This window comes from Streptomyces sp. NPDC006261, assembly GCF_040613515.1.
Lineage (GTDB): Bacteria > Actinomycetota > Actinomycetes > Streptomycetales > Streptomycetaceae > Streptomyces.
In genome coordinates this window covers 150,017-175,781 of sequence record NZ_JBEXSI010000004.1, presented here as the reverse complement: position 1 = coordinate 175,781, position 25,765 = coordinate 150,017, and the positions used below count along the sequence as shown (strand labels likewise).

20 protein-coding genes are annotated in these 25,765 nt (G+C 72.3%); 5 read left to right on the top strand and 15 right to left on the bottom strand.

What is annotated here, in order from left to right; genetic code table 11:
• Positions 1 to 19 precede the first annotated feature (19 nt).
• From ABZ154_RS04080 to rimP, 5 genes are all read right to left on the bottom strand, one after another.
• A complete protein-coding gene (locus ABZ154_RS04080; RefSeq protein WP_015611818.1) occupies positions 20 to 313 on the bottom strand; it encodes a DUF503 domain-containing protein in 294 nt (97 codons plus the stop codon).
• Positions 314 to 490: 177 nt separating this feature from the next.
• The gene (gene infB / locus ABZ154_RS04075) at positions 491 to 3,643 is read right to left on the bottom strand and encodes a translation initiation factor IF-2 (RefSeq protein WP_356828806.1); all 3,153 of its coding nucleotides are present in this window, start codon (positions 3,641 to 3,643) and stop codon (positions 491 to 493) included.
• A 140-nt stretch (positions 3,644 to 3,783) separates the two neighbouring features.
• On the bottom strand, positions 3,784 to 4,074 hold the full coding sequence (locus tag ABZ154_RS04070; protein ID WP_356828804.1) for a YlxR family protein: 291 nt from the start codon (positions 4,072 to 4,074) through the stop codon (positions 3,784 to 3,786).
• 113 nt (positions 4,075 to 4,187) lie between these two features.
• Positions 4,188 to 5,228, bottom strand: a complete 1,041-nt coding sequence (gene nusA, locus ABZ154_RS04065) for a transcription termination factor NusA (RefSeq protein WP_356828802.1) — start codon at positions 5,226 to 5,228, stop codon at positions 4,188 to 4,190.
• Between the two features lie 2 nt (positions 5,229 to 5,230).
• Positions 5,231 to 5,734 (bottom strand): ribosome maturation factor RimP, encoded by a 504-nt coding sequence (rimP, locus tag ABZ154_RS04060; protein WP_093686706.1) that lies wholly within the window; start codon positions 5,732 to 5,734, stop codon positions 5,231 to 5,233.
• A gap of 175 nt (positions 5,735 to 5,909) precedes the next feature.
• Here rimP and ABZ154_RS04055 point away from each other — a divergent pair, with 175 nt between their 5' ends.
• Genes ABZ154_RS04055 through ABZ154_RS04045 form a run of 3 tightly spaced genes read left to right on the top strand, consistent with a single transcriptional unit; the run spans position 5,910 to position 7,886 of the window.
• Positions 5,910 to 6,428: a hypothetical protein gene (locus ABZ154_RS04055; RefSeq protein ID WP_356828800.1), complete on the top strand. Its 519-nt coding sequence runs from the start codon at positions 5,910 to 5,912 to the stop codon at positions 6,426 to 6,428.
• On the top strand, positions 6,425 to 6,937 hold the full coding sequence (locus ABZ154_RS04050) for a ferritin-like domain-containing protein (protein ID WP_356828798.1): 513 nt from the start codon (positions 6,425 to 6,427) through the stop codon (positions 6,935 to 6,937). Before ABZ154_RS04055 ends, ABZ154_RS04050 begins: the two co-directional genes overlap by 4 nt.
• Positions 6,938 to 6,965: 28 nt before the next feature.
• Positions 6,966 to 7,886: an aminoglycoside phosphotransferase family protein gene (locus ABZ154_RS04045; RefSeq protein WP_356828796.1), complete on the top strand. Its 921-nt coding sequence runs from the start codon at positions 6,966 to 6,968 to the stop codon at positions 7,884 to 7,886.
• Positions 7,887 to 7,952: 66 nt separating this feature from the next.
• Here ABZ154_RS04045 and ABZ154_RS04040 read toward each other — a convergent pair whose 3' ends face one another.
• The 7 genes from ABZ154_RS04040 to ABZ154_RS04010 all read right to left on the bottom strand — a co-directional run bounded on the left by ABZ154_RS04040 (position 7,953) and on the right by ABZ154_RS04010 (position 17,430).
• The gene (locus ABZ154_RS04040) at positions 7,953 to 9,656 is read right to left on the bottom strand and encodes a proline--tRNA ligase (RefSeq protein ID WP_356828794.1); all 1,704 of its coding nucleotides are present in this window, start codon (positions 9,654 to 9,656) and stop codon (positions 7,953 to 7,955) included.
• 69 nt (positions 9,657 to 9,725) lie between these two features.
• Complete coding sequence (locus tag ABZ154_RS04035) at positions 9,726 to 10,301, bottom strand: GNAT family N-acetyltransferase (protein WP_356828792.1); 576 nt, start codon at positions 10,299 to 10,301, stop codon at positions 9,726 to 9,728.
• A 73-nt stretch (positions 10,302 to 10,374) separates the two neighbouring features.
• Positions 10,375 to 11,217 carry a GNAT family N-acetyltransferase gene (locus ABZ154_RS04030; protein ID WP_356828833.1) on the bottom strand — a complete coding sequence of 281 codons (843 nt, stop codon included), beginning with the start codon at positions 11,215 to 11,217 and terminating at the stop codon, positions 10,375 to 10,377.
• Between the two features lie 166 nt (positions 11,218 to 11,383).
• Positions 11,384 to 12,538: a flavodoxin-dependent (E)-4-hydroxy-3-methylbut-2-enyl-diphosphate synthase gene (gene ispG / locus ABZ154_RS04025; protein ID WP_356828790.1), complete on the bottom strand. Its 1,155-nt coding sequence runs from the start codon at positions 12,536 to 12,538 to the stop codon at positions 11,384 to 11,386.
• A 211-nt stretch (positions 12,539 to 12,749) separates the two neighbouring features.
• Complete coding sequence (locus ABZ154_RS04020; protein ID WP_356828788.1) at positions 12,750 to 14,060, bottom strand: site-2 protease family protein; 1,311 nt, start codon at positions 14,058 to 14,060, stop codon at positions 12,750 to 12,752.
• Positions 14,057 to 15,310, bottom strand: coding sequence for a 1-deoxy-D-xylulose-5-phosphate reductoisomerase (gene dxr, locus ABZ154_RS04015; protein WP_356828786.1), 1,254 nt, complete (start codon positions 15,308 to 15,310; stop codon positions 14,057 to 14,059). Before dxr ends, ABZ154_RS04020 begins: the two co-directional genes overlap by 4 nt.
• Positions 15,311 to 15,474: 164 nt before the next feature.
• Positions 15,475 to 17,430 carry an acyl-CoA dehydrogenase family protein gene (locus ABZ154_RS04010; protein ID WP_356828784.1) on the bottom strand — a complete coding sequence of 652 codons (1,956 nt, stop codon included), beginning with the start codon at positions 17,428 to 17,430 and terminating at the stop codon, positions 15,475 to 15,477.
• Between the two features lie 177 nt (positions 17,431 to 17,607).
• On the opposite strand from ABZ154_RS04010, the gene ABZ154_RS04005 reads away from it, so the two are divergent.
• The gene (locus tag ABZ154_RS04005; RefSeq protein WP_356828782.1) at positions 17,608 to 17,898 is read left to right on the top strand and encodes a hypothetical protein; all 291 of its coding nucleotides are present in this window, start codon (positions 17,608 to 17,610) and stop codon (positions 17,896 to 17,898) included.
• A 244-nt stretch (positions 17,899 to 18,142) separates the two neighbouring features.
• Here ABZ154_RS04005 and ABZ154_RS04000 read toward each other — a convergent pair whose 3' ends face one another.
• The 3 genes from ABZ154_RS04000 to ABZ154_RS03990 all read right to left on the bottom strand — a co-directional run bounded on the left by ABZ154_RS04000 (position 18,143) and on the right by ABZ154_RS03990 (position 24,092).
• Entirely contained in the window at positions 18,143 to 19,588 is a 1,446-nt protein-coding gene (locus ABZ154_RS04000) for an aldehyde dehydrogenase family protein (RefSeq protein WP_356828780.1), read from the bottom strand.
• A gap of 213 nt (positions 19,589 to 19,801) precedes the next feature.
• Positions 19,802 to 21,376, bottom strand: a complete 1,575-nt coding sequence (locus ABZ154_RS03995) for a PucR family transcriptional regulator (protein ID WP_356828778.1) — start codon at positions 21,374 to 21,376, stop codon at positions 19,802 to 19,804.
• Between the two features lie 190 nt (positions 21,377 to 21,566).
• Complete coding sequence (locus ABZ154_RS03990; protein ID WP_356828776.1) at positions 21,567 to 24,092, bottom strand: ATP/GTP-binding protein; 2,526 nt, start codon at positions 24,090 to 24,092, stop codon at positions 21,567 to 21,569.
• A 302-nt stretch (positions 24,093 to 24,394) separates the two neighbouring features.
• Here ABZ154_RS03990 and gabT point away from each other — a divergent pair, with 302 nt between their 5' ends.
• Entirely contained in the window at positions 24,395 to 25,735 is a 1,341-nt protein-coding gene (gene gabT / locus ABZ154_RS03985) for a 4-aminobutyrate--2-oxoglutarate transaminase (RefSeq protein ID WP_356828774.1), read from the top strand.
• Positions 25,736 to 25,765 lie beyond the last annotated feature (30 nt).

The window sequence follows — 25,765 nt, the reverse complement described above, 5'->3', positions numbered from 1 at the left end:
TTCTGATGTCGCTTGCGTGTCAGTCTTCGTCACTGTGCAGCCGCCGTCTCACCGAGAGCAGCTCCACCTCGGGGCGCGCGGCCACCAGCCGCTCGCACCGGTCCAGCACGTCCGTCAGGTGTCCGGTGTCACCGGAGACCACGGCGAGGCCGATCTCGGCCCTGCGGTGGAGATCCTGCCCGCCGGTCTCCGCCGCACTCACCGCGTACTTGCGCTGGAGTTCGGCGACGATCGGACGGACGACGGAGCGTTTCTCCTTCAACGACCGTACGTCGCCGAGGAGCAGATCGAAGGACAGGGTCCCCACATACATGTGTGTCCGGATGTCCCGCCGGTTCGGGTTCGTGCCCCGCCAGAGCTTGGCGGGGACATCAGAACCGTACCGGAACGGCCGGGGCCGATCGACGGAAATACGACCCGTCGACCGGCCCCGACCGTGGTGGCCGGGTTCCGGGGGCGAACCTCCGGAGCCCGGCGCGATCCTTGCGGATCAGCCTCGCGGCTTCTCGCGCATCTCGTACGTCGCGATGACGTCGTCGATCTTGATGTCGTTGAAGTTTCCGAGGTTGATACCGCCCTCGAAGCCTTCGCGGATCTCGGTGACGTCGTCCTTGAAGCGGCGCAGACCGGAGATGTTGAGGCTCTCCGCGATGACCTTGCCATCGCGCAGCAGGCGCGCCTTGGTGTTGCGCTTGACCTCGCCGGAGCGGACCAGCACACCGGCGATGTTGCCCAGCTTGGACGAGCGGAAGATCTCGCGGATCTCCGCCGTACCGAGCTCGACCTCTTCGTACTCCGGCTTGAGCATGCCCTTGAGGGCAGCTTCGATCTCTTCGATCGCCTGGTAGATGACCGAGTAGTACCGGACGTCCACACCCTCGCGCTCGGCCATCTGCTCGGCACGCCCTGCGGCGCGCACGTTGAAGCCGATCACGATGGCGTCGGAACCCGTCGCCAGGTTGATGTCCGACTCGGTGACCGCACCCACACCGCGGTGCAGGACCCGGATGTCGACCTCTTCACCGACGTCGAGCTGGAGCAGCGAGGACTCGAGAGCCTCCACCGAACCGGACGCGTCGCCCTTGATGATGAGGTTGAGCTCCTGGACCAGACCGGCCTTGAGCGCCTCGTCCAGGTTCTCCAGGGAGAACCGGACACCCTTGCGGGCGAAGTTGGCGTTGCGCTCACGGGCGGCACGCTTCTCGGCGATCTGACGGGCCGTACGGTCCTCGTCGACGACCAGGAAGTTGTCGCCGGCGCCCGGGACATTGGTGAGACCGAGCACCAGGACGGGGGTCGAGGGACCCGCTTCCTGCACGTTCTGACCGTTGTCGTCGAGCATGGCGCGCACTCGGCCGTAGGCGTCGCCCACGACCATCGTGTCGCCGATGCGCAGCGTTCCGCGCTGGACCAGGACGGTCGAGACGGCACCGCGACCGCGGTCGAGGTGGGACTCGATCGCAATACCCTGCGCGTCCTGCTCCGGGTTGGCCCGCAGGTCCAGCGAGGCGTCGGCGGTGAGGACGACGGCCTCCAGGAGCGCCTCGATGTTGAGGCCCTGCTTGGCGGAGATGTCGACGAACATGGTGTCGCCGCCGTACTCCTCGGCCACCAGACCGAACTCGGTGAGCTGACCGCGCACCTTGGTCGGGTCGGCACCCTCGACGTCGATCTTGTTGACCGCGACCACGATCGGCACCTCGGCCGCCTTGGCGTGGTTCAGCGCCTCGATCGTCTGGGGCATCACACCGTCGTTGGCCGCCACCACGAGGATCGCGATGTCGGTCGACTTCGCACCACGTGCACGCATGGCGGTGAACGCCTCGTGACCCGGGGTGTCGATGAAGGTGATCTTGCGGTCCTCACCGTTGACCTCGGAGGAGACCTGGTACGCACCGATGTGCTGCGTGATCCCACCGGCCTCGCCCGCAACGACGTTCGTCTTGCGGATCGCGTCCAGCAGCCGGGTCTTACCGTGGTCGACGTGACCCATGACGGTCACGACGGGCGGGCGGGAGACCAGGGCCTCTTCGCCGCCCTCGTCCTCGCCGAACTCGATGTCGAAGGACTCGAGCAGCTCGCGGTCCTCCTCCTCGGGGCTGACGATCTCCAGGACGTAGTTCATCTCGTCCGCGAGAAGCCGGAGCGTCTCGTCGGAGACGGACTGCGTCGCCGTGACCATCTCGCCGAGGTTCATCATCACGGCGACGAGCGACGCCGGGTTGGCGTTGATCTTCTCCGCGAAGTCGGTGAGCGAGGCACCGCGCGACAGCCGGACAGGCTGTCCGTTGCCGCGAGGCAGCATGACGCCGCCGACGGACGGGGCCTGCATGGCCTCGTACTCCTGGCGCCTCTGCCGCTTCGACTTACGCCCACGACGCGCCGGTCCGCCGGGGCGGCCGAACGCACCCTGCGTGCCACCACGGCCACCGGGACCACCCGGACGACCGCCGAAGCCGGGACGACCGCCGAAGCCGCCCCCACCACCGGGACGACCGGCACCGCCGCCACCACCGGGACCGGCCGGACGGCCTGCGAAGCCGCCGCCACCGCCACCGGGACGACCGGCGAAACCGCCGCCGCCGCCACCGGGACGACCGGCACCGCCGCCGCCACCGGGGCGACCGCCGCCACCGGCACCGGGACCACGGCCGCCGCCGGGGCCACCACCGGGACGCGGGCCGGCAGCGGGACGCTGCGGCATCATGCCGGGGTTCGGCCGGTTACCGGCGGGACCGCCGCCGGGACGCGGAGCCTGCGGGCGGGGCATGCCGCCCGGAGCGGGACGGGCACCGCCCTGACCCTGACCACCCTGGGGACGCGGGGCGCCGCCGGGGCCACCCTGGGGACGCGGGGCGCCGGGGCGCTCCGAGCCGCCACCGGGGCGCGGGGCACCGCCGGGACGGGGCGCCGAGGGGCGCGCCATGCCGGTGGAACCGCCGGAGGTGAAGGGGTTGTTGCCCGGACGGGGACCGGCCGGACGGGTACCGCCGGGGCGCGGGGCGCCCTGGCCCGCGGGACGTGCGGGGCGGTCTCCGCCACGCTCGCCGCCACGGCCGCCGTCACGCTGGCCGCCCTCGCGGGCTCCACCGTCACGCTGACCGGCGTCGCGCTGACCGCCGGCCGGAGCCGGACGGGCCGGACGCGGTCCGGGAGTGGCACCCGCGGGACGCGGGGCCTGGGGCTGCTGGGGGGCGGCCGGCTGGGCCGGAGCCGGAGCCGAGAACTCGGCGGCCGGGACCGGGGTCACCGGGGCCGCCTTCGGCGCGGGCTTCGGGCCCGGACGGGGGCCCGCCGACGGAGCCGAGGGCTCTGCCGGGGCGCTGCTCTCCGGGGCCTCGGCAGCGGCCGGCTTGGCAGCCGGTACGCCGGGCTTCGGGGCGGCGGGACGTGCCGCAGCGGCCGGGGAGGGCGCCGCGGGCTTTGCGGGCGTCGCCTTGCGGGGCGCGCCAGGCTTGGCAGCGGACTTGCCGGCGTTGCCGCCGGGCCCCTGCAGTGCGTCGGTCAACTTACGTACAACCGGCGCCTCGATCGTCGAGGACGCCGAACGGACGAACTCACCGAGTTCTTGGAGCTTGGCCATGACGACCTTGCTCTCCACGCCGAACTCCTTGGCGAGTTCGTATACCCGGACCTTAGCCACTTCGCTCCTTTTAGGTCCGGGTTACCGCCGGACCGTCGCTACTTCATGGGCGTACTCATCGCGTACTCATCGAGTGCTCATCGCAATCTCGACCTACTTCCAACTCGCGAGGTACCTGACCGCACGGGGTCCCGTGCCGTTCACTTTCTTTCCTGCGGTGTCGCCCGCTCGACGAACCGCGTGAGTGCCGCGGTGTCGAACGGCCCCTTGGCCTTGAAGGCCCGGGGGAACGCCCGGCGGCGAACCGCCAGGTCGAGACAGACAGAGGTGGGGTGCACATAAGCACCCCGGCCGGGCAGCGTACCGCGTGGATCAGGGGCGCAGGCACCCTCGTCCGCCACGATGCGCAGCAGCTCGCTCTTGGCCACTCGCTCCCGGCATCCCACACAGGTTCGCTCAGGGCAAGCGCGGGCTTGCGTCCGGCCAGACACGTTTAAGTCTACCTCCCCGTACCGACCTCACCTCTTTGGGGCGAAAATCGAACGGACGTTGTCGTGATCTCAGCGGCGTACGGCCAAGATCTATTCCCTGGACCCGCTCCGGGTCAACGCCTTTCCGAGCGCTCCCGGGCCCGCTCGGCCCGCTCGCGGTCGGCGTTCTCGCGCTCCTCGTCCGTCTCGGTGTCGGGACGGATGTCGATGCGCCAGCCGGTGAGGCGGGCGGCGAGCCGGGCGTTCTGGCCCTCCTTGCCGATCGCCAGCGACAGCTGGTAGTCCGGCACGGTGACCCGGGCGGAGCGGGCGCCGAGGTCGACGACCTCGACCTTGCTCACCCGGGCGGGCGAGAGCGCGTTGGCGACCATCTCGGCCGGGTCGTCCGACCAGTCCACGATGTCGATCTTCTCGCCGTGCAGCTCGGCCATGACATTACGCACACGGCTGCCCATCGGGCCGATGCAGGCGCCCTTGGGGTTCAGGCCGGCGCGGGTGGAGCGCACGGCGATCTTGCTGCGGTGGCCGGCCTCGCGGGCGATGGCCTCGATGACCACGGAGCCGTCCGCGATCTCCGGGACCTCCAGCGCGAAGAGCTTCTTCACCAGGTTCGGGTGGGTGCGCGAGAGCGTCACCGACGGGCCGCGGACACCCTTGGCGACTCGTACGACATACGTACGAAGGCGCAGCCCGTGCACGTACTCCTCGCCCGGGACCTGCTCCTGGACCGGCAGCATGGCTTCCATCTTGCCGATGTCGACCAGGACGTTCTTGGGGTCCTTGCCCTGCTGGACCACGCCGGTGACGACATCGCCCTCGTGGCCCGCGTACTCCCCGAAGGTCCGGTCGTCCTCGGCGTCGCGCAGCCGCTGCAGGATGACCTGCTTGGCGGTGGTCGCGGCGATCCGGCCGAACCCGGAGGGGGTGTCGTCGAACTCCTTGGGCTCCTGGCCCTCTTCGAGGTCTGCCGGGTCCTCCTTGGCCCACACGGTGACGTGGCCGTTCTCGTCGAGCTTCACGCGCGCCCGGCGGTGGCTGCCGTCGGTGCGGTGGTACGCGATGAGGAGGGCCGACTCGATCGCCCCGACGAGCACGTCGAAGGGGATCTCCTTGTCCTGCGCCAAGCCCTTCAAAAGCTTCACATCGATGTCCACGGCTACGCCTCCTCTTCCTTCTTGTCCTTGCGGTTGAATTCGATCTCCACGCGCGCCTTGGCGATCTCGTCGAAGGCGAGGCGGCGGGACGTGGGCTTGCGGCCCTTGACGCCGGGCACTTCGAGGTCCAGCCCGTCCTCGTCGACGGCGAGGATGCGGGCGACCAGCTCACCGGAGCCGTCGGCGGCGAGGTGGAAGCGGGCCAGTCGGCCGGTGGCGCGTACGTAGTGGCGGTGCTCGGTCAGCGGGCGGTCCGCGCCGGGGGAGCTGACCTCGAGGACGTACTCGCCCTCGCCCATCGCGTCGGTCTCGTCCAGCTTCTGGGAGATCGCGCGGCTCAGCTCCGCGCAGGTGTCCAGCTCCACGCCCTCGTCGGAGTCCACGATGACCCGCAGCACTCCACGTCGGCCGGCCCGGGACACCTCGATCTCCTCGAGGTCCAGCTGCTGCGCGCTGACGAGCGGTTCCAGCAACCCGCGCAGCCTCTCGCTCTGGGTGGTGCTCATCCGGGTGACTCCTCGGCCGCGTGTGCTGTTGTGGGGATCGTCGTGTGTCAGGTCAAAGGGTATCCGGTCGCCAGGGGTGTTGCCGTCCGCCTGCCCCGTCACCGCGGGTACGCTCGCCTGCGGTGATCACTTCAGGACAGATCCTGTCAGGATCGGTCCCGGCCGAAGGAGAAACGTGCGGCGCACGGGGACGACCCGCAGGGGGGCGCTCACCGCGACGGGGGCTTTCGCACTGGGTGCGGTGCTGACCGGGTGCGGTGGCGACGAGGGCATCAAGGGCCGGAGCGGGCCCGTACGCACCGAGGCCGAAGCGGTCCGGGTGGAGAAGGCCCTGCGTACGGCGGCGGCGCGCACCGCCGCCCTGACGCTCGCGCACTACGACCTGGCCGCCGAGGCCCATCCCGCGCTCGCGGAGGGCCTGGCGCCCCTGCGGGCCGCCGTACGGGAGCACACCAAGGCCCTCGCAGCGGGTGGCGGGAAGGCCGCGGCCCCGCCCGCACCGGGCCCCGTGTCCGCCGACGCGAAGGCCGCGGTGAAGGAGCTGGCCGCCGCCGAGCGCAGCAGGGCCGACGCCCACGCCGAGGCCCTGCTCACCGCGGAGCCGGAGCTGGCCCGCCTGCTGGCCTCGGTGGCCGCGGCCGCGGCGGTGCACGCGTATCTGCTGACCGAGCTGGCCAAGGAGACCTCGTCATGACCCTTCCCGCCGAGGACGAAGCCCCCTCCCCCGCCCTCACCGCCACACAGACCGCGCTGGCGGCCGAACACGCGGCCGTCTACGGGTACGGGGTGCTCGGCGGCCGGATCGCCGGGAAGCGGCGCACCGACGTGAGCGCGGCGTACGACGGGCACCGCGCGCGCCGGGACGCGCTCACGCGCACCGTGCGTGACCTGGGTGGTGCGCCGGTCGCCGCCGACGCCGCGTACGCTCTGCCCTTCGCGGTTACCGACACTGCGTCGGCACTGCGTCTCGCCGCCGTCCTGGAGGACCGGGTGGCGGGCGTGTACTCCGATCTCGTACGGGCCACCGAAGGGCCCGCGCGCGCCGACGCGGCGGGCGCACTGCGGGAGGCCGCTGTGCGGGCGGCCCGCTGGAGGGGCGGCAACGTAGCCTTTCCGGGGCTCGCCGAGCGAGCCCCGGACGCCGGTCCGGCCCAGCGGACGGGGCCGGTGGAGGCCGCGGGAGCGGACACCCCCCAAGGCTGACGAAGGACGGAAAGGGAACAACGGACGTATGGGTTTCGAACCGCCGCAGCGCCTGGTGCGCGCGCTCGGCGAGATGTACGGGGACGGTGCGGCGGCCGACTGGCTGGACCGGCTCCCCACGCTCACCGAACGGGCCATCGACGCCGCCGGGCCGGACCTCGCCGTGGAGCGGGTGGCCGCCCCCGGCGGGCGCAGCGCCCTGGTGCTCCTGGTCCGGCGGGCCGACGGGACCCCCGCAGCGCTGAAGATCGCCCCGCCGCGCGCCGAACCGGAGCAGGAGCGGGCGGCTCTGGCGCACTGGAACGGCTGGGGCGCGGTGAAGCTGCTGGAGCCGGACGAGAAGCTGCCGGCGTCCGGGCCCCTGCTGCTGGAGCGGCTGCACCACGAGGTGTCACTGCGTTCGCTGCCGGAGGCCAAAGCCCTGCTGGAGGCGGCGGGCACGGTCCGGCGGCTCTGGGTCGAGCCGCCCGCCGGGCACCCCTTCGAGACCGTGGCCGAGCGGACCGGGCGGCAGACGGAGGGGATGCGGACGGCCGCCGCGGCCGACCCGGAGCTCGCCCCGCTGGTGGACGCGGCCCTCGCGGCCCGTACGGCACTGGTGGAGGGCTCCCCCGAACTCCTGCTGCTGCACGGCAACTTCCGGCAGAGCAAGGTGCTCTCGGGCGAGCGTGCCCCGTGGCTGACGGTGGGTCCGGAGCCGGTCGTGGGCGAGCGCGCCTACGACCTGGCGCGGCTGGTGCGGGACCGGGTGGAGGATCTGATCGCCTCGCCCGGCGGCCCGGTGACGGCGCGGCGGCGGGTCAAGAAGCTGGCGGAGTCGCTGGAGGTGGAGCAGGCGCGGCTGCACGGCTGGACGCTGTTCCGGGCGGTCGAGTCGGGCACCCGCGCGCTGGCCGAGGGGCGGCGGCAGATGGGCGAGGTCAACCTGGAGTTCGCGGGCTGGCTGTAGAGGCGTGACCGCCTGCGAGGAGGGCCCCCATGCACAGGGCGCCCTCCTCGTACGCGATGTACGGGATCAGGCCAGGTCGGCCGTGAGGCGGGCGATCGCCTCGTCCACCGTGAGCTCTTCGCGCTCGCCGGTGCGGCGGTCCTTCAGCTCCAGGACGCCGTCGGCGGAGCGGCGGCCCGCGACCAGGATCTTCGGGACGCCGATGAGCTCGGAGTCGGTGAACTTCACGCCGGGCGAGACGCCGGGGCGGTCGTCGACCAGGACCCGCAGGCCCGCCGCGTTGAGCTTCTCCGAGACGTCGAGGGCCAGCTCCGTCTGGAGGGCCTTGCCCGCGGCGACTACGTGGACGTCGGCCGGGGCGATCTCGCGGGGCCAGCACAGGCCCTTGTCGTCGGCGGTCTGCTCGGTGAGGGCGGCCACGGCACGGGAGACGCCGATGCCGTACGAGCCCATCGTGACGCGGACCGGCTTGCCCTGCTGGCCCAGCACGTCGAGCTGGAAGGTGTCGGCGTACTTGCGGCCGAGCTGGAAGATGTGGCCGATCTCGATGGCGCGGTCCAGGGTGAGGCCGGTGCCGCACTCGGGGCAGGGGTCGCCCTCCTGGACCACGACGACGTCGAGGTACTGGTCGACCTCGAAGTCACGGCCCGCGACCACGTTCTTCGCGTGCTTGCCCTCCTGGTTGGCACCGGTGACCCAGGCGGTGCCGGGGGCGACGCGGGGGTCGGCGAGGTAGCGGACCTTCTCCAGGCCCTGGGGGCCGACGTAGCCGCGTACGAGGTCGTCACGGCCGACGAAGTCCTCGGCGGTGACCAGCTCGACGACGGCGGGGGCCAGGTGCTCGCCGAGCTTGCCGAGGTCGACCTCGCGGTGGCCGGGGACGCCGACGGCCACGATCTCGCCGTCCACCTTGACCAGCAGGTTCTTCAGGGTGGCCGAGGCGGGGACGCCCAGGTGCGCGGCGAGGGTCTCGATGGTCGGGGTGTCGGGGGTGTCCAGCTCCTCGACCGCGCCGTGCGCCGAGCCGTCGACCGGGGCGAGCGCGAAGGTCACGGCCTCGGTGTTGGCGGCGTAGTCGCAGTTCGGGCAGTCCGCGAAGGTGTCCTCACCGGCGGCGGCGGGCGCCAGGAACTCCTCGGAGGCCGAGCCGCCCATCGCGCCGGAGACGGCGGAGACGATGCGGTGGTCGAGGCCCAGGCGCTCGAAGATCTTGATGTACGCGGCCCGGTGCAGGGCGTAGGAGTGCGCGAGGCCCTCGTCGGTGGTGTCGAAGCTGTACGAGTCCTTCATCTGGAACTCGCGGCCGCGGAGCACACCGGAGCGGGGACGGGCCTCGTCGCGGTACTTCGTCTGGATCTGGTAGAGCATCACCGGCAGGTCCTTGTAGGACGTGCACTGGTCCTTGACGGTCTGGGTGAAGATCTCCTCGTGGGTCGGGCCGAGGAGGTAGTCGCCGCCCTTGCGGTCCTTGAGGCGGAAGAGCAGGTCGCCGTACTCCTCCCAGCGGCCGGACGCCTCGTAGGGCTCCTTGGGCAGCAGGGCGGGCAGCAGGACCTCCTGGGCGCCGATGGCGTCCATCTCCTCGCGCACCACGTTGGAGATGTTGTCCAGGACCTTCTTGCCGAGCGGCAGCCAGGACCAGATGCCGGCCGCGTTGCGGCGCACGTACCCGGCGCGGACCAGCAGCTTGTGGCTGAGCGTCTCGGCGTCCGCCGGGTCGTCGCGCAGTGTCTTGATCATCAATCGGGACATGCGCTGGACCTGGGCCATGATGAACTCCTGCTCGCAAGGGTGGTGAGCCCGAGGTTAGCCGGGCGGTGCGGGCAGGCGGAAATCCATTCAGCGCTGGGGCCGCCGGAGCGGCAGGGGCGCGCCCATCACCGCGTACGGGAGCGGGGCGCTGGGGAAGGCCACCTGGCGGGCCAGGTCGCGGTAGCCGAGCGCGCGGTAGAGAGCGCGGGCCGGGCTGTCCCGGTCGATCGCGGAGAGGATCGACCGGGGGTGCGGGACGGCGTCGGTGAGGGTGGTGATCAGGGTGCGGCCGATGCCGTGCTGCTGGTGGTCGGGGTGGACGTGGAGCTCGGTGATGACGAAGGAGTCGTCGAGCCAGCCGTCGGAGCCGGTGGCCCTGAGGCAGGGCTCGACGACGGTGGACCACCAGTGGGCGCGGTCGTTGGGCAGCCCGTAGACGAAGCCGACGAGCCGCCCGTCGGGGGTGAGGGCGCCGAGCGCGCGGGCCTCGGGGTGGTCCAGGTGGCGCAGGACGATGTGGCGGCGTACGTCGATCTCGTCCTGGCTGAGTCCGAAGGCGGCCGCCTGGACGTGGAGGGCTTCGTCGACGCGTGCGGCCAGGTCGATGGGGCCGACCTCGATGCCGGGGTCCGCGGGGCCGTTCCCGGTGACTGCTGGTGCCATGCGTGAACCCTACTGGCCGGGGTGGGCGGGCCGGAACGCGCGGAGGCCGGGAAGAGCCCTTCGTACGGGCGGTTCAGAACAGGACGCTCATGAAGGTGCCCGTCTCGCGGAAGCCCACGCGCCGGTAGGCCTTGCGGGCGGGGGCGTTGTAGTCGTTCACGTACAGGCTGACGATGGGGGCGACATCGGCCAGGGCGTAGCGCAGGACGGCGGCCATGCCCGTCTCGGAGAGCCCCTTGCCGCGGTGCTCGGGGGCGACCCAGACGCCCTGGATCTGGCAGGCCTGGGTGGTGGCGGCGCCGATCTCCGCCTTGAACACGACCTTGCCGTCGTCGATCCGGGCGAAGGAGCGGCCCGCGCCGATGAGCTCGGCGACCCGGGCCTGGTAGAGGAGGCCGCCGTCGCCGGCGAGCGGGGAGATGCCGACCTCCTCGGTGAACATCGCCACGCAGGCCGGCATCAGGATCTCGGTCTCGTCCTTGCGGATGCGGCGGACGAGCGGGTCCGGGGTGACCTCGGCGGAGGGGCTCTCGGTGACCATGAGGGGCTGGTTGGCGCGGACCTCGCGGGCGGGGCCCCAGCCCGGCTCGAGCAACCGCCAGAGCAGGGCGGTGGGTTCGGCGGGGCCGACGATCGAGGAGCAGCGGCGGCCGGCCCGGCGGGCCCGGTCGGCGAAGGCGCGTACGGCTTCGGGGCCGGCGCAGATGGGGACGAGGTTGGCCCCGGCGTAACAGAGGGAGCGAAGCCTTCCGTCGGCGTACCAGCCCCACATCTCGCCGCCGAGGCGCCAGGGGTCGAGCCCGGCGACCTGCACGCGGGACGTGACGAAAGCGTTGGCCACGGGCTCGCTCTCCAGGATGGCGAGCGCTGCGCCGAGGTCGCTGGGTTCGAGGACCCGGGTGGTGGTCTGCGTCAACACGAGGGGGCCTCACCATGCGGTCTGCTGATTTCCGCACTGTACCCAACAAGGCTGGAGAACGCTGCCCGGGCCGGGAAGCGGGCTCCCGGACAGGCACTGGATACGCCGCCGCCCCGCCGGGCGCGGGGCTCGGCGGGGCGGTGACGACAGCGGAAGGCGCAGGTCAGCTGATGGAGACATGGGGCTCGCCGGAGGCGATGCCGTCCTTCTCCATCTGCTCGGCGATCTTCAGGGCTTCCTCGATGAGCGTCTCGACGATCTTCGACTCGGGCACGGTCTTGATGACCTCGCCCTTGACGAAGATCTGGCCCTTGCCGTTGCCGGAGGCGACACCGAGGTCGGCCTCGCGGGCCTCGCCGGGGCCGTTGACGACGCAGCCCATCACCGCGACCCGCAGCGGGACCTCCATGCCCTCCAGTCCGGCGCTGACCTGGTCGGCGAGCTTGTAGACGTCGACCTGGGCGCGGCCGCAGGAGGGGCAGGAGACGATTTCCAGGCGGCGCTGCTTCAGGTTCAGCGCCTCCAGGATCTGCAGGCCCACCTTGACCTCCTCGGCCGGCGGGGCCGAGAGGGAGACGCGGATGGTGTCGCCGATGCCCTCGGAGAGCAGGGCGCCGAACGCGACGGCGGACTTGATCGTGCCCTGGAACGCCGGACCGGCCTCGGTGACGCCGAGGTGGAGCGGGTAGTCGCTCTGGGCGGCGAGCTGGCGGTAGGCGTTGACCATCACGACCGGGTCGTTGTGCTTGACCGAGATCTTGATGTCGCCGAAGCCGTGCTCCTCGAAGAGGGACGCCTCCCACAGGGCGGACTCGACGAGGGCCTCGGGTGTGGCCTTGCCGTACTTCTTCAGGAGCCGCGCGTCCAGGGAGCCGGCGTTGACGCCGATCCGGATGGGGGTGCGGGTCTCGCCGGCGGCCTTGGCGATCTCCTTGACCTTGTCGTCGAACTGCTTGATGTTGCCGGGGTTCACGCGGACCGCGGCGCAGCCCGCGTCGATCGCGGCGAAGACGTACTTCGGCTGGAAGTGGATGTCGGCGATCACCGGGATCTGCGACTTGCGCGCGATCGTGGCGAGGGCGTCGGCGTCGTCCTGGGTCGGGCAGGCCACCCGGACGATCTGGCAGCCGGACGCCGTCAGCTCGGCGATCTGCTGGAGGGTGGCACCGATGTCCGACGTACGCGTCGTCGTCATCGACTGCACGGAAACGGGCGCGTCGCCGCCGACCGCGACCGAGCCGACCTGGATCTGTCGGCTGACCCTTCGGTCGGCGAGCTTGGTCGGAACGGCCGGCATTCCGAGAGAAATCGCAGTCATGCGCTGTGCATCCCCAAGGTGTGGATCAAGGTCCCGATGTCGGCGGGCTCCAGGCTTCGAGGTTACGGCACCGGAGCCGGGGCGCACGCACCGTATGGACAAGTCAACCAGATGGTGACCGACCGGACACAAGGCGTGTGCCGGACGGTCACCTGTGGGGCGGAAGGGACGACCACTCAGGCGACCTTCCCAGCAGCTACTTATCGGATCATCAGCTGATCTTGACCGGGTTCACGATGTCGGCCACCAGGACCAGCAGCGTGAAGCAGATGAAGAGTCCGGCGACCACGTAGGCGACCGGCATCAGCTTCGCCACGTCGAACGGGCCCGGGTCGGGGCGCCGGAAGACCTTGGCCAGGTTGCGCCGCAGCGACTCCCACAGCGCACCCGCGATGTGCCCGCCGTCCAAGGGGAGCAACGGCAGCATGTTGAACAGGAACAGGGACAGGTTGAAGCCCGCGAGCAGGAACAGCATCATCGCGACCTGGTTCTGGGCCGGGATGTCGAGGTTCATCACCTCGCCGCCGATCCGGGCCGCGCCCACCACACCGACCGGTGAGTCGTCCGCGCGCTGGCCGTCGCTGAACGCCGCGTTCCACAGGTCCGGGATCTTGGAGGGCAGCGCGATGATCGCGTCGACGCCGTTCTCGATCATGTCGCCCATGCGCACGAAGGAGTCACCGAAGGAGAGCGGCACGATCTCGGTCCGCGCGGCGAAGCCGAGGTAGCCCGCCTTGATGAACTGGTCGGGGACGACCTCGCCCTTGGCGTCCTTCTTCGCGACGGCGTTCTCGCGCAGGACGGCGTTGAGGGTGACCTCCTGGCCGCCGCGCTCGACAGTGATGGTGGCGGGACCGATGGTGTTGCGGATGCGGTCCGACAGCGTCGCCCAGTCGTCGACCTTCTGCCCGTCGAAGGCGACGATCTTGTCGCCCTCCCGCAGGCCCGCGGCCTTGGCCGGGGAGACGGGGTCGGTGCCCTTGCACGTGTCGCGCTTCTCGCTCTGCGAGATCACGCACTGCTGTACGCCGGCGACCTCGGTGGTCTGCGTCTGGAAGCCGAAGGTCATCGCGACGCCCATGAAGATCGCGACCGCGAGGATCAGGTTCATGAAGGGCCCGGCGAACATCACGATGACGCGCTTCCACGGCTTGCGCGTGTAGAAGAGCCGCTTCTCGTCGCCGGGTTCGAGTTCCTCGTACGCGGCGGAGCGGGCGTCCTCGATCATGCCGCGCCACGGCGAGGTGGAGCGGGCTTCGAGGCGGCCGTCGGCGCCGGGCGGGAACATCCCGATCATGCGGATGTAGCCGCCGGCCGGGATGGCCTTGATGCCGTACTCGGTGTCGCCCTTCTGCTTCGACCAGAGCGTCGGGCCGAATCCGACCATGTACTGCGGGACCCGGATGCCGAACATCTTGGCCGTGGAGAGGTGGCCCAGCTCGTGCCAGGCGATGGAGAACAGCAGGCCCACGACGAAGACGGCGATCCCCAGGACCGTCAGCAGGATCGAGGTCAGACTCATGCGCGCGCCTCCGCTGTCGCTTTCGCCGAGAGTTCCCGGGCCCGTGCGCGGGCCCAGGTTTCCGCTTCGAGGACGTCCGCGACGCTGAGCGGGGTTCCCGGGGCGGGGGTGCCGTGTTCGGACACCACAGCGGTGACCGTATCCATGATTCCGTTGAAGGGCAGCTGTCCGGCGAGGAAGGCGTCGACGCATTCCTCGTTGGCCGCGTTGAAGACGGCGGGTGCCGTGGAGCCGAGCGTACCGACATGGCGGGCGAGGCCGACCGACGGGAAGGCCTCGGTGTCCAGCGGGAAGAACTCCCACGTGGACGCTTGCGACCAGTCGAAGGCGGGGGCGGCGTCCGGGACCCGCTCGGGCCAGCCGAGGCCGATGGCGATAGGGCCGCCCATGTCGGGCGGGGTGGCCTGGGCGAGGGTGGATCCGTCGGTGAACTCGACCATGGAGTGCACGTAGGACTGCGGGTGGACCACGACCTCGATGCGGTCGAAGGGGATGTCGTAGAGGAGGTGCGCCTCGATGACCTCAAGACCCTTGTTGACCAGCGTCGCGGAGTTGATCGTGATGACCGGGCCCATGGCCCAGGTGGGGTGGGAGAGGGCCTGCTCGCGGGTGACGTCGGCCAGTTCCTCACGCGTACGGCCCCGGAAGGGCCCCCCGGAGGCGGTGACGACGAGCTTGCGGACATCGGCGCGGGTGCCGGCGGCCAGCGCCTGGAAGAGCGCGGCGTGCTCGGAGTCGACCGGAATGATCTGGCCGGGGGCGGCGAGCGCCTTCACCAGCGGGCCGCCGACGATCAGCGACTCCTTGTTGGCGAGGGCGAGCGTGCGGCCCGCCTTCAGTGCGGCCAGCGTCGGGGCGAGCCCGATGGAGCCGGTGATCCCGTTGAGCACGGTGTGGCAGTCGCTCGCGGCGAGCGTGGCCGCCGCGTCGGGTCCGGCGAGGATCTCCGGGAGCGGCTCCCCGGCCCCGTACCGCTCACGCAGCGCCTCGCGCAGGGCGGGCACCGCGCCCGGGTCGGCGACGGCGACCGTGCCGGCCCGCAGCCGGTGGGCCTGCTCGGCGAGGAGGGCGGTCCGGCCGCCGGCGGCCGAGAGCGCGGTGACCCGGAAGCGGTCGGGGTTGCGCAGGACCAGGTCGATGGCCTGGGTGCCGATGGACCCGGTGGAGCCGAGGATCACCAGATCCCGGCGGCCGTCCGCGGTGTCGAAGAGGAGATGCGGATCGGCGAGGGGGGCGGGGCTGTCGCTCATGGCCCCCATTGTTGCCGCTCCGGCTGTGCGTGGGGACAGCGCGTCCCGGTGGGGCGGGGATTCGGCCGGGAGGGGGCGCGCCCTGTGTATGGACGCGCCCCTGGCGGGACCTGGGCTGCGGGCTTCCGGGGTACGGCCCTGGGGGCGCGGAGGGCGGGCTCCGGTCAGCGCACCGGCCGGTGCCGGTTCTCCTCGGTGGAGGGGCCGGGGGTGGCGTCCGCGATCCAGGGGCCTTCGCCGCTGGGATCGATGACACCCTCCTCCAGCCAGGTGTACGTACCGGACAGGACGCCGTCCACCACGCGCCGGTCCAGATCGTCGGTGTTGGTCCAGAGCCGTGTGAACAGCTCCTCCACCCGGACGCGGGACTGCCTGCAGAAAGCGTCGGCGAGCTGGTAGGCCTCGCGGCCGTGCTCCCCGGCGCCCCGCAGGTGTTCGGCGCGGACGCAGGCGGCGCTCATCGCGAAGAGTTCGGCGCCGATGTCGACGATCCGGCCGAGGAAGCGCTGCTTGGTCTCCATCCGGCCCTGCCAGCGGGACATGGCGTAGAAGGTGGACCGGGCGAGCTTGCGCGAGGAGCGCTCGACGTACCGGAGGTGCCCGGAGAGGTCGCGGTGCCCGGCGGGGTTGAACTCACCGTAGGTACGAGGGAGTTGCCCGGCTCCGGTGACGAGCTGAGGCAGCCAACGGGCATAGAAACCGGCGGCGTTGGCGCCCGCCTTGGCCTTGTCCGGCAGCGGCTTCTCCGGGTCGATGATGTCGCCGGCGACCTTGAGGTGGGCGTCGACGGCCTCGCGGGCGATCAGCAGGTGCATGATCTCGGTGGAGCCCTCGAAGATCCGGTTGATCCGCATGTCGCGGAGCATCTGCTCGGCCGGGACGGCCCGCTCCCCGCGGGCGGCGAGCGACTCGGCGGTCTCGAACCCCCGCCCGCCGCGGATCTGGACCAGTTCGTCGGCGATCAGCCAGCCCATCTCGGAGCCGTACAGCTTGGCGAGGGCGGCCTCGATGCGGATGTCGTTGCGGTCCTCGTCGGCCATCTGCGAGGAGAGGTCGACGATCGCCTCCAGGGCGAAGGTGGTGGCCGCGATGAAGGAGATCTTCGCGCCGACCGCCTCGTGCTGGGCGACGGGCCGCCCCCACTGCTCCCGTACGGCGGACCACTCGCGGGCGATCTTCAGGCACCACTTCCCGGCCCCCACGCACATCGCGGGCAGCGAGAGGCGCCCGGTGTTGAGGGTGGTCAGGGCGATCTTCAGCCCGGCGCCCTCGGGCCCGATGCGGTGGGCGGCGGGAACGCGGACCTGGTGGAAGCGCGTGACGCCGTTCTCGATGCCGCGCAGCCCCATGAAGGCGTTGCGGTGCTCCACGGTGACGCCGGGGGCGTCCGCCTCGACGACGAAGGCGGTGATGCCGCCCCTGTGGCCGTCGGAGGCCGGGACCCGGGCCATCACCACCAGCAGATCGGCGACGACACCGTTGGTGGTCCAGAGCTTCACGCCGTCCAGGAGGTAGTCGCTCCCGTCGGGCACGGCGGTGGTGGCGAGGCGGGCCGGGTCGGAACCGACGTCGGGCTCGGTCAGCAGGAACGCGGAGATGTCGGTGGTGGCGAGGCGGGGCAGGAAGACGTCCTTCTGCTCCTGGGTGCCGAAAATCTTCAGCGGCTGCGGTACGCCGATCGACTGATGCGCCGAGAGCAGCGCACCGATCGCCGGGCTCGCGGAGCCGACCAGGGCGAGCGCCTTGTTGTAGTACACCTGGGTGAGGCCGAGACCGCCGTACTTGGTCTCGATCTTCATCCCGAGAGCGCCGAGCTCCTTGAGACCGCGGATCACCTCGTCGGGGATCTTCGCCTCGCGCTCGATCCGCGCACTGTCGATGTGCGTCTCGCAGAACGTACGCAGCCGCGCCAGGAACTCCTCGCCGCGCCGGATGTCGTCGGGCGGCGGCAGGGGGTGCGGATGGATCAGGTCGAGCCGGAAGCGCCCGAGGAACAGCTCCTTGGCGAAGCTGGGCTTGCGCCAGTCCTGCTCACGGGCGGCCTCGGCGACGCGTCGCGCCTCACGCTCGGTGACCTTGGGTGCTTTGGGGACCTGGGGGATGTTGTGTGGTGCGGACATGGGGGGCCTCACCTCGCCGCGCATCACCAGGACGGGCAGACACCTGGGCACACGGACTGCTAGTCGCTGCCTACTGATCCGTATGTAACCCCTGTACCCGCTGTTCGGCACCCGCACCAGCCCCCGCGTACGGGGTGGGGTGCGTACCGTGTACGTCACACCCACCCTGGAGGCCGCATGCCCCTGACGTCCCTGCTGTCGGGCGCGGCACTGTTCCTGGCCGGGCTCACGCTGGCAGCGGACTACCGGGGCGCCGCCGCATTGTTCGCGAACACCTTCCTCGACCCCAACCAGGGTGACCGCGCGATCCTGCGGCATTACGCCCGGCGGGGTGTCGACCATCCCGAACTGCACTACTTCAACGAGGCCCCACGGCAACCGAGGTTCGTGCGGCTCGGGGGCGGGTTCGCCATGGCCATCGGGCTCGTGTTCCTGGCGGGTGGTGTCCTGTCCCTGGTGCGTGGCTGACCTCGAACGGGGCCTCAGCCGAGCCGACCTGGAAGGCGGCGGTGAACCGGTCGGCGAAGGTCCCGGCGGAGAAGCACGGATCGCCCGCGTAGGGCGGGACGCCGTACACCTCGGCGTAGGCGGCGGAAGAGTGCCGGCACAGGAACGGCCGGAGCCCCCGCACAGTGGGCTCCGGCCGTTCCCTTGCGTGCCCCGCCCACGCTCGCTGTCCAGGCGGGGGCGCGGGTGGGGTCGTCCAGGGGGGTTACAGGGCGAGGCCCGTGAGGACCAGGACGCGCTCGTAGGTGTAGTCGTCCATCGCGTAGCGGACGCCCTCGCGGCCGACGCCGGACTGCTTGGCGCCGCCGTACGGCATCTGGTCGGCGCGGTACGAGGGGACGTCGCCGATGATCACGCCGCCGACCTCCAGGGCGCGGTGGGCACGGAAGGCGGTCTGGAGGTCGTGGGTGAAGACGCCTGCCTGGAGGCCGTACCGGGAGGAGTTGACGGCGGCGAACGCCTCAGCCTCGCCGTCGGCCTTCTGGAGGGACATGACCGGGCCGAAGACCTCTTCGCAGGAGAGCTTCACGCCGTCCGGGAGGCCGGCCAGGACCGTCGGGGCGTAGGTGGCGCCGTCGCGCTTGCCGCCGGTGAGGAGTTCGGCGCCGGCCTGGACGGCCTCGTCGACCCAGGACTCGACGCGCTTCGCCGCGTCCTCGCTGACCAGGGGGCCGACATCGGTGGTGGCGTCGGCCGGGTCGCCGGTGACCAGGGCCTCGACGGCGGCGACGATCTTCGGGACGAGCCGGTCGTAGACCGAGGCATCGGCGATGACGCGCTGCACCGAGATGCAGGACTGGCCGCCCTGGTAGTTGGAGAACGTGGCGATCCGGGTGGCCGCCCAGTCCAGGTCCTCGTCCGATGCGTAGTCGGACAGGACGACCGCCGCGCCGTTGCCGCCGAGCTCCAGGGTGCAGTGCTTGCGGGGCACCGACTCCATGATCGCGTAACCGACCGGGCCCGAGCCGGTGAAGGAGATGACCGGCAGCCGCTCGTCCTTGACCAGGGCGGGCATCTTGTCGTTCGGGACCGTCAGGACGGACCAGGAGCCGGCCGGGAGGTCGGTCTCGGCCAGCAGCTCGCCCAGGATCAGGGACGAGATCGGGGTGGCCGGGGCCGGCTTCAGGATGATCGGGGCGCCTACGGCGATGGCCGGGGCGACCTTGTGGGCGCTGAGGTTCAGCGGGAAGTTGAAGGGCGCGATGCCGAGGACCGCTCCACGTGGGAAGCGCCGGGTCAGCCCGAGGCGGCCGGTGCCGCCGAGGTCGGTGTCGAGCCGCTGGGCCTCACCGCCGTTGAAGCGGCGGGCCTCCTCCGCCGCGAACCGGAACACGGAGACGGCCCGGCCGACCTCGCCGCGCGCCCACTTGATCGGCTTGCCGTTCTCCGCCGAGATCAGCTGGGCGATCTCCTCGGTGCGCTCCCCCAGCCGCCGTACGACGTGGTCGAGGGCCGCGGCCCGTACGTGAGCCGGGGTCGCGGCGAACTCGTCGCGTACGGCGTGGGCGGCGGCGACGGCCTCCTCGACCTGGGCGTCGGTCGGCACGCTGACGGTGCCGACGAGGCGTCCGTCGTACGGGTTGGTGACGTCGAAGCTGTCGGCACCGGTGGCCTGGCGGCCGGCCACCCAGAAGGCGTGGGGCGAAGTCATGGAGGTTCCGGCCCTTCGGAGGTCGTGAGGAGGTCGTGAGGAGGTGGTGACCCAAGTCGTGACGGAGGTGCCGTGACGGGGGTCGCGGGCGCCCGGAAGGCTCCCCCTCCGTTGTCCCACGGTAGGGCGGGGAGGCCGCGATCGTGTTTGTCCGGGATGGAGTGGGGTGCGTGTCCGGTGCTCCGGTTTGTCAGAGACGGCGCCGCGGGTCGCTCACTTCTCGGCCGGTGCCGCCGCCTCCGTCGCCTTCAGTGCGAGCCACAGCTCCATCCGGACGTCCGGGTCGTCCAGTGAGCGGCCCAGGATCTCCTCCACCCGGCGCATCCGGTAGCGCAGGGTGTGCCGGTGTACGCCGAGGTCGGCGGCGGCCGCGTCCCACTGGCCGTGGCGGGAGAGCCAGGCGCGCAGGGAGGCCACGAGGTCGCCGCGGCCCTTGGCGTCGTGCTCGTACAGGGCGCGGAGCATGCCGTCGGCGAAGGCCCGCACGGCGTCGTCGGCGAGGAGCGGCAGCACCGAGCCGGCCGCCAGCTCCTCGTGCTCGACCAGGGCCCTGCCCCGGCGGCGGGCGACCGAGAGGGCCTGCTCCGCCTGCTTGTACGCGGCGGAGACCGCGATCGGGCCGCAGGGGGCGGAGAGGCCGACCACCACGTCGCTGTCCTCGGCGCCGCCCTCGCGCGGGGCGCGGTCGTCCTGGGCCTCGGCGTAGGCCGCGCAGGCGGCGACCGCGGTGCCGCCGTCGGCCGCCAGGACCACGACGCGCTCGCCCTCGGGGACCATGAGCAGCGCCTCGCCGGAGCGGGCGGCCGCGGCCTCCATGGTCTCGGTGAGCAGCTCGAAGCCGGCGGGCGCGGCCGCCTCCGCGATCAACAGCCGGAAGGGGGCGTCGAGGAGGCGGCCGTACAGGTCCCCGGCGACCGCCCGGGCGTGGTCGGGCTGACCGGCCAGCAGCATGCGCAGGACGGCGGCGCCCAGGCGCTGTTCGGCGCCCTGGAGGGAGCGGGAGCGGGCGGTGGTGAGGGTGAGCAGGGCGACGGCGGAGTGCACGGCGTACCGCTCGGCCGTCCCCAGCGCCGCTCCCGTACCGACGGCCAGCGCCCCGCGCGCCCGGCGGCCGGTGCCCAGCGACTGGAGTTCGACCCGGTCCTCGCTGTCGCCGACGACGACGCTGGCGGGCGCGGGTCTGTCCCGGAGGCGTTCGACGTCGGGGGTGAGGCGGGCGGCCCGGCGCGCGGCCCAGTCGGGGGCGGCGGCCAGCACAGCGCCGGAGGTGTCGTACAGGGCCGCCCAGCCGTCGATGTGGGCGGCGAGGCGGGCGAGGAGGTCGGCGGCGCCGTCCCCGGTGAGCGCGGCCTTCGTCAGCTCGCGCTGGGCCTCGAAGCCGGCGGTGACCGCGCTGTACTGGTCGGCGGCGATGGCGGCGGAGACGGCCTTGCTGATGGCGAGGAACGGGGTGCGGCGGGGGACTTCCAGGAGCGGCAGGCCTGCTTCCTCGGCGGCGTCGACGAGGGCGGCGGGGATGTCCTCGTAGTTCACGCCGACCGCGAAGCCGACCCCGGCGACCCCCGCTCCGGCCAGCCGCCGCACGTACCGCCGCATGGACTCGGCGTTCTCGGCGTCCAGGTTGGTGGCGGTCACCAGGAGCAGTTCGCCGCCGTCCATGTACGGGACGGGGTCGGCGAGCTCGCTGGCGTGGGCCCAGCGCACCGGGGTGTCGAGCCGGTCCGCGCCCGCCCGCACCGTGAGCTTGAGCGCCGAGTGCTGGACGAGCGAGGCGAGAGTGGGGGGCATGGGACCGGGAACCCTCGGTGTCGGGGACGCGTGGCCGGCGAGGGGTTTCGCCGGCCCGATCGGTGGTGCGTACGGGGCGTGCGCGTGGGGGCATTTCGCCGTCCCGTATGAACGGCTGTCACCGATTCTGCCAGGGCGGCAGAGTTCCTGTAACCGCTCTCAGTCGCGCCTGGTCCCCGAGGGGCGCTTCTCAGCCGCCCAGCTCCACCAGCAGCGGCGGCGCGTGCTCTCCCTCCACCGTGGCCAGCCGGATCACCGCGTGCCCGGCGGGGACCGCGTACGCCAGCTCCGAGGCCGACCAGCGCTCCTTCTCCACCTGCCGCACGGTCACCGCGTCCGTGGTCACCGCCTTGCCCGTGACCAGCTTGCGCAGCGCGTGCAGAGCGCGGGTGAACGGCTGGTCGGCGAAGACCGTGTGCTGGGCGACCTCGCGGGTCTCCACCCATTCCTTGCCCCAGGCCTCGGCGAAGCGCTTGCCGTCCCAGGTGGTGATCCCGGAGAAGGCGGCCGTGCAGCCGACCGCGCCGAGCAGCGGAGTGTGCAGGGCTTCGGGCACATCGTCGACGGTACGGAGGGCGAGGACGGCCCCCGCGTTGACCGAGCGCAGTCGGCGGATGCCCCGGACGGTCTCGGCGGTCACCGCGTGGGTCGCGTCGTCCAGGACCAGGCCCGCGAAGAGCGTGGTGTCGGTGCGGGCGGCGGTGATCGCGGTGAACTGGGCGAGCAGGAGCCGGGTGAGGAGGCGGGACGCCTCGGCGTGACCGCGCTCCGGCAGGTCGACGCGGACCCGCAGCGGGTACTGGCCGAGCGAGCGCAGCGCGAAGGGGCGGGCGTCCGGGCCGGTGGCGAAGAACCCGGCGAACGCGGGCCGGTCCAGCAGCGCGACCCGGTCCGCGAGAGCGGGGGCGGGGTCGCCGGGGCCGCCCGCCTGGCGGGCCCTGGCCTCCAGCTCGCGGAGCATCGCGTGGTGCCCGGCGGCTTCGAGGGTGGTGCGCAGCGCGGTGAGCGCGGCCGGGGTCCCGTCGAGGAGTTCGCGCAGCTCCGGTACGGAGGGGAAGTGGCCGTGGGCCGTTCGGTACGGGCCGAGCAGTTGGGCCAGGACGGTGGCGGCGCGGCGGCTGTCCAGGCTGCCGACATCGCCGACGAGCCCCTCCGCGAGGACGGCGGCGGCCTCGTCGGGGTCGGTGGTGCCGCCGTAGAGGTCGAGGTCGTGGGCGGAGGCGGGGTTGCCGAGGCGTACGACGACGTCGAACGCCTCGTCCGGGCCGACGGGCGCGCCCGCGCCGCCGACGGCGAGTACGGCCGCCTGTCCGGCCAGGGCGCGCAGCCCGAGGGCCTCCACCACGGGGCGCACCAGCCGGGCGGACTTCCCGGAGCCGGGCGGCCCGACGGCAAGCAGCGAGGTGCCCAGGAGGGTGGGGTCCAAGGCGACAGCGGTGGACCGCCGGGCGTAGGGGTTGTGCGGGTCCTCGGCGCAGCGGCCGATCCGGACCTGGCCGGTGAGCACGTCGTGGCGGGCGGTGCGCCGGGGCAGGTCGCGGTCGCCGGAGGGGTGCGGGGCGGCCGCTCCCCCGGTGCGCAGGACGGCCTCGGCGAGGGGGGCGAGCCGGTCGGGGATGCGGGTGGCCTGCGCCCAGGCGTGGCGGAGCCGGGCCACGTCCACGTCGTTCATCCGGCCGGTGCGGACCTCGGCGGTGAGGGTGTCCGCCGCGTCGGTCCAGCCGGCCGCGCGCAGTTCGGGCCACTGGTCGGGGGAGTTCGCGGTGGCGGGGGCCGGGCCGTCGGCCGGGGCCTCTGTGACGGTGCCCCGGCGGGCGGCGATCAGCTCGCGCCAGCGGCCGAGGCGGGCGAAGGGGTACAGGACGGCGGCGGCGATCAGTCCGTAGATCACGTTGACGACGGTCTGGCTCTGGTAGATCTCGCCGCCCGCGACTGCGGCGACCAGGACCAGGACCGGGCGGACGACCGGCAGGGTCTCCTTCCAGACCAGGAGCTGGGTGAGGCCCGCCGCGAGGGCCGCGGCGAGGGCGAGGAAGGGCTGCCCGCGGCCCACGGCATGGCGGCGGAAGAGCTCGGAGAAGTTGCCGATCCGGCCGCAGCCGTAGGCGAGCAGCCCGAAGAGGAGGGCCTCGTACACGGTGAGGGCGTCGGAGCCCTCGATGGTCCGGGGGCCGCCGGAGGTGCCCGGGTTCCACCACTCGCCCGGGGTGAAGAGCTTGAGGGGGACGAGGCGGTACGGGAGGTAGCCGTTGCGCCAGAGCGACCAGAGGAGGAGGGCGGAGAGCAGGGAGATGAGGGCGCCGACGAGGAGGGAGCGGTCGGAGACCTCCTCGCCCTGCTCGGGCGGACGCGGTGTGAACCCGTACCGCCAGACGCCCGGGGCCTGCGGTGGGCGGGGCGTACGGAGCCAGGCGTCGAGGGGGGGTGCCCCGGCCGAGGGCTGCTCGACGGGGGGCGGCGGGGCGGCGGGGCGGGCAGGGGGCGGAGGCGGCGGGGAGGTCCACGCGGAGGGCTGCCCGGGTTGCGGTGCCGGAGGGCGGCCGGGGGACGGCGCCGGGGACGAGCCGGTCGGCGGCCGGTCGGCCCACGACTCCCCGGACGCGGGCCGCTCTGCCCATGGCTCCCGCGGCGGCCCCGCCGGCGGTGGTGGCACGGCCGGGCCGGGCACCCTGTCCGCGCTCGCGCCCCGTACGCCGCGCGTGCCCTCGTCGTCCATGAACCACTGCCCCCTTGACCTGCCGGGTCCATCCGCTGCCCCGGTCAATCTAGTGCGCGCACACGGGGAGTTCAGCAACCCGCCCGAACAGTGACCGTCCGGGACCGCCCGGATCCGCATCGCGCCAGGTCGGTGCGGGCGCGTGCGACCAGCGGCCCGCCGCCTGTCCGCCGCCCTGTCCGTCATCTGTCCGCGGCGGACAACGACACGCGCCCATCACTCCCGATCGGAGCATGCCCGGGTGGGGCACCCGCCCCTAGCCTGCAGAAAGAAGCGCGTCCGAACACCCCCAGGAGCCCCTCATGACCGCAATCCCGCAGGAGCGCCGCGTCGTCACTGCCATCCCCGGCCCGAAGTCGGTGGAGCTGCAGGCTCGCCGTCTCGCCGCCGTCGCCGCAGGTGTGGGCTCCACCCTGCCGGTGTTCACCGCACGCGCGGGCGGCGGGATCATCGAGGACGTGGACGGCAACCGTCTGATCGACTTCGGCTCCGGCATCGCCGTGACGTCGGTGGGCGCCTCCGCCGAGGCCGTCGTACGCCGCGCCTCCGCGCAGCTCGCGAACTTCACCCACACCTGTTTCATGGTCACGCCGTACGAGGGGTACGTCGAGGTCTGTGAGCAGCTCGCCGAGCTGACGCCGGGGGACCACGCGAAGAAGTCCGCGCTGTTCAACTCGGGCGCCGAGGCCGTCGAGAACGCGGTGAAGATCGCCCGCGCCTACACCAAGCGCACCGCCGTCGTCGTCTTCGACCACGGCTACCACGGCCGCACCAACCTCACCATGGGCATGACGGCGAAGAACATGCCGTACAAGCAGGGCTTCGGCCCGTTCGCGCCCGAGGTCTACCGCGTACCGGTCGCCTACGGCTACCGCTGGCCGACCGGGGCCGAGAACGCCGGTGCGGAGGCGTCCGCGCAGGCCATCGACGAGATCACCAAGCAGATCGGCGCGGAGAACGTCGCCGCGATCATCATCGAGCCGGTGCTCGGCGAGGGCGGCTTCATCGAGCCGGCCAAGGGCTTCCTCCCGGCCATCGCCCGGTTCGCCAAGGACAACGGCATCGTCTTCGTCGCGGACGAGATCCAGTCCGGCTTCTGCCGCACCGGCCAGTGGTTCGCCTGCGAGGACGAGGGCATCGTCCCGGACCTGATCACCACCGCCAAGGGCATCGCCGGCGGTCTGCCGCTCTCCGCCGTGACCGGCCGCGCCGAGATCATGGACGCCGCACACGCGGGCGGTCTGGGCGGTACGTACGGCGGGAACCCGGTCGCCTGCGCCGGCGCTCTCGGCGCCATCGAGACGATGCGCGAGCTGGACCTGAACGGGAAGGCCAAGCGGATCGAGGAGGTCATGAAGGGCCGCCTCGCCCAGATGCAGGCGAAGCTCCCCAGCGGCGACATCATCGGCGACATCCGCGGCCGTGGCGCCATGATCGCGATCGAGCTGGTGAAGTCCGGCACGAAGGACCCGAACCCGGAGGCGGCCGGCGCGCTCGCCAAGGCCTGCCACGCCGAGGGCGTCATGGTCCTGACCTGCGGCACCTACGGCAACGTGCTGCGCTTCCTGCCGCCGCTGGTGATCGGTGAGGACCTGCTGAACGAGGGCCTCGACGTCATCGAGCAGGCTTTCGGCACGCTCTGATCCTTCGAACCCGGGCGCGGGCGGACCGTG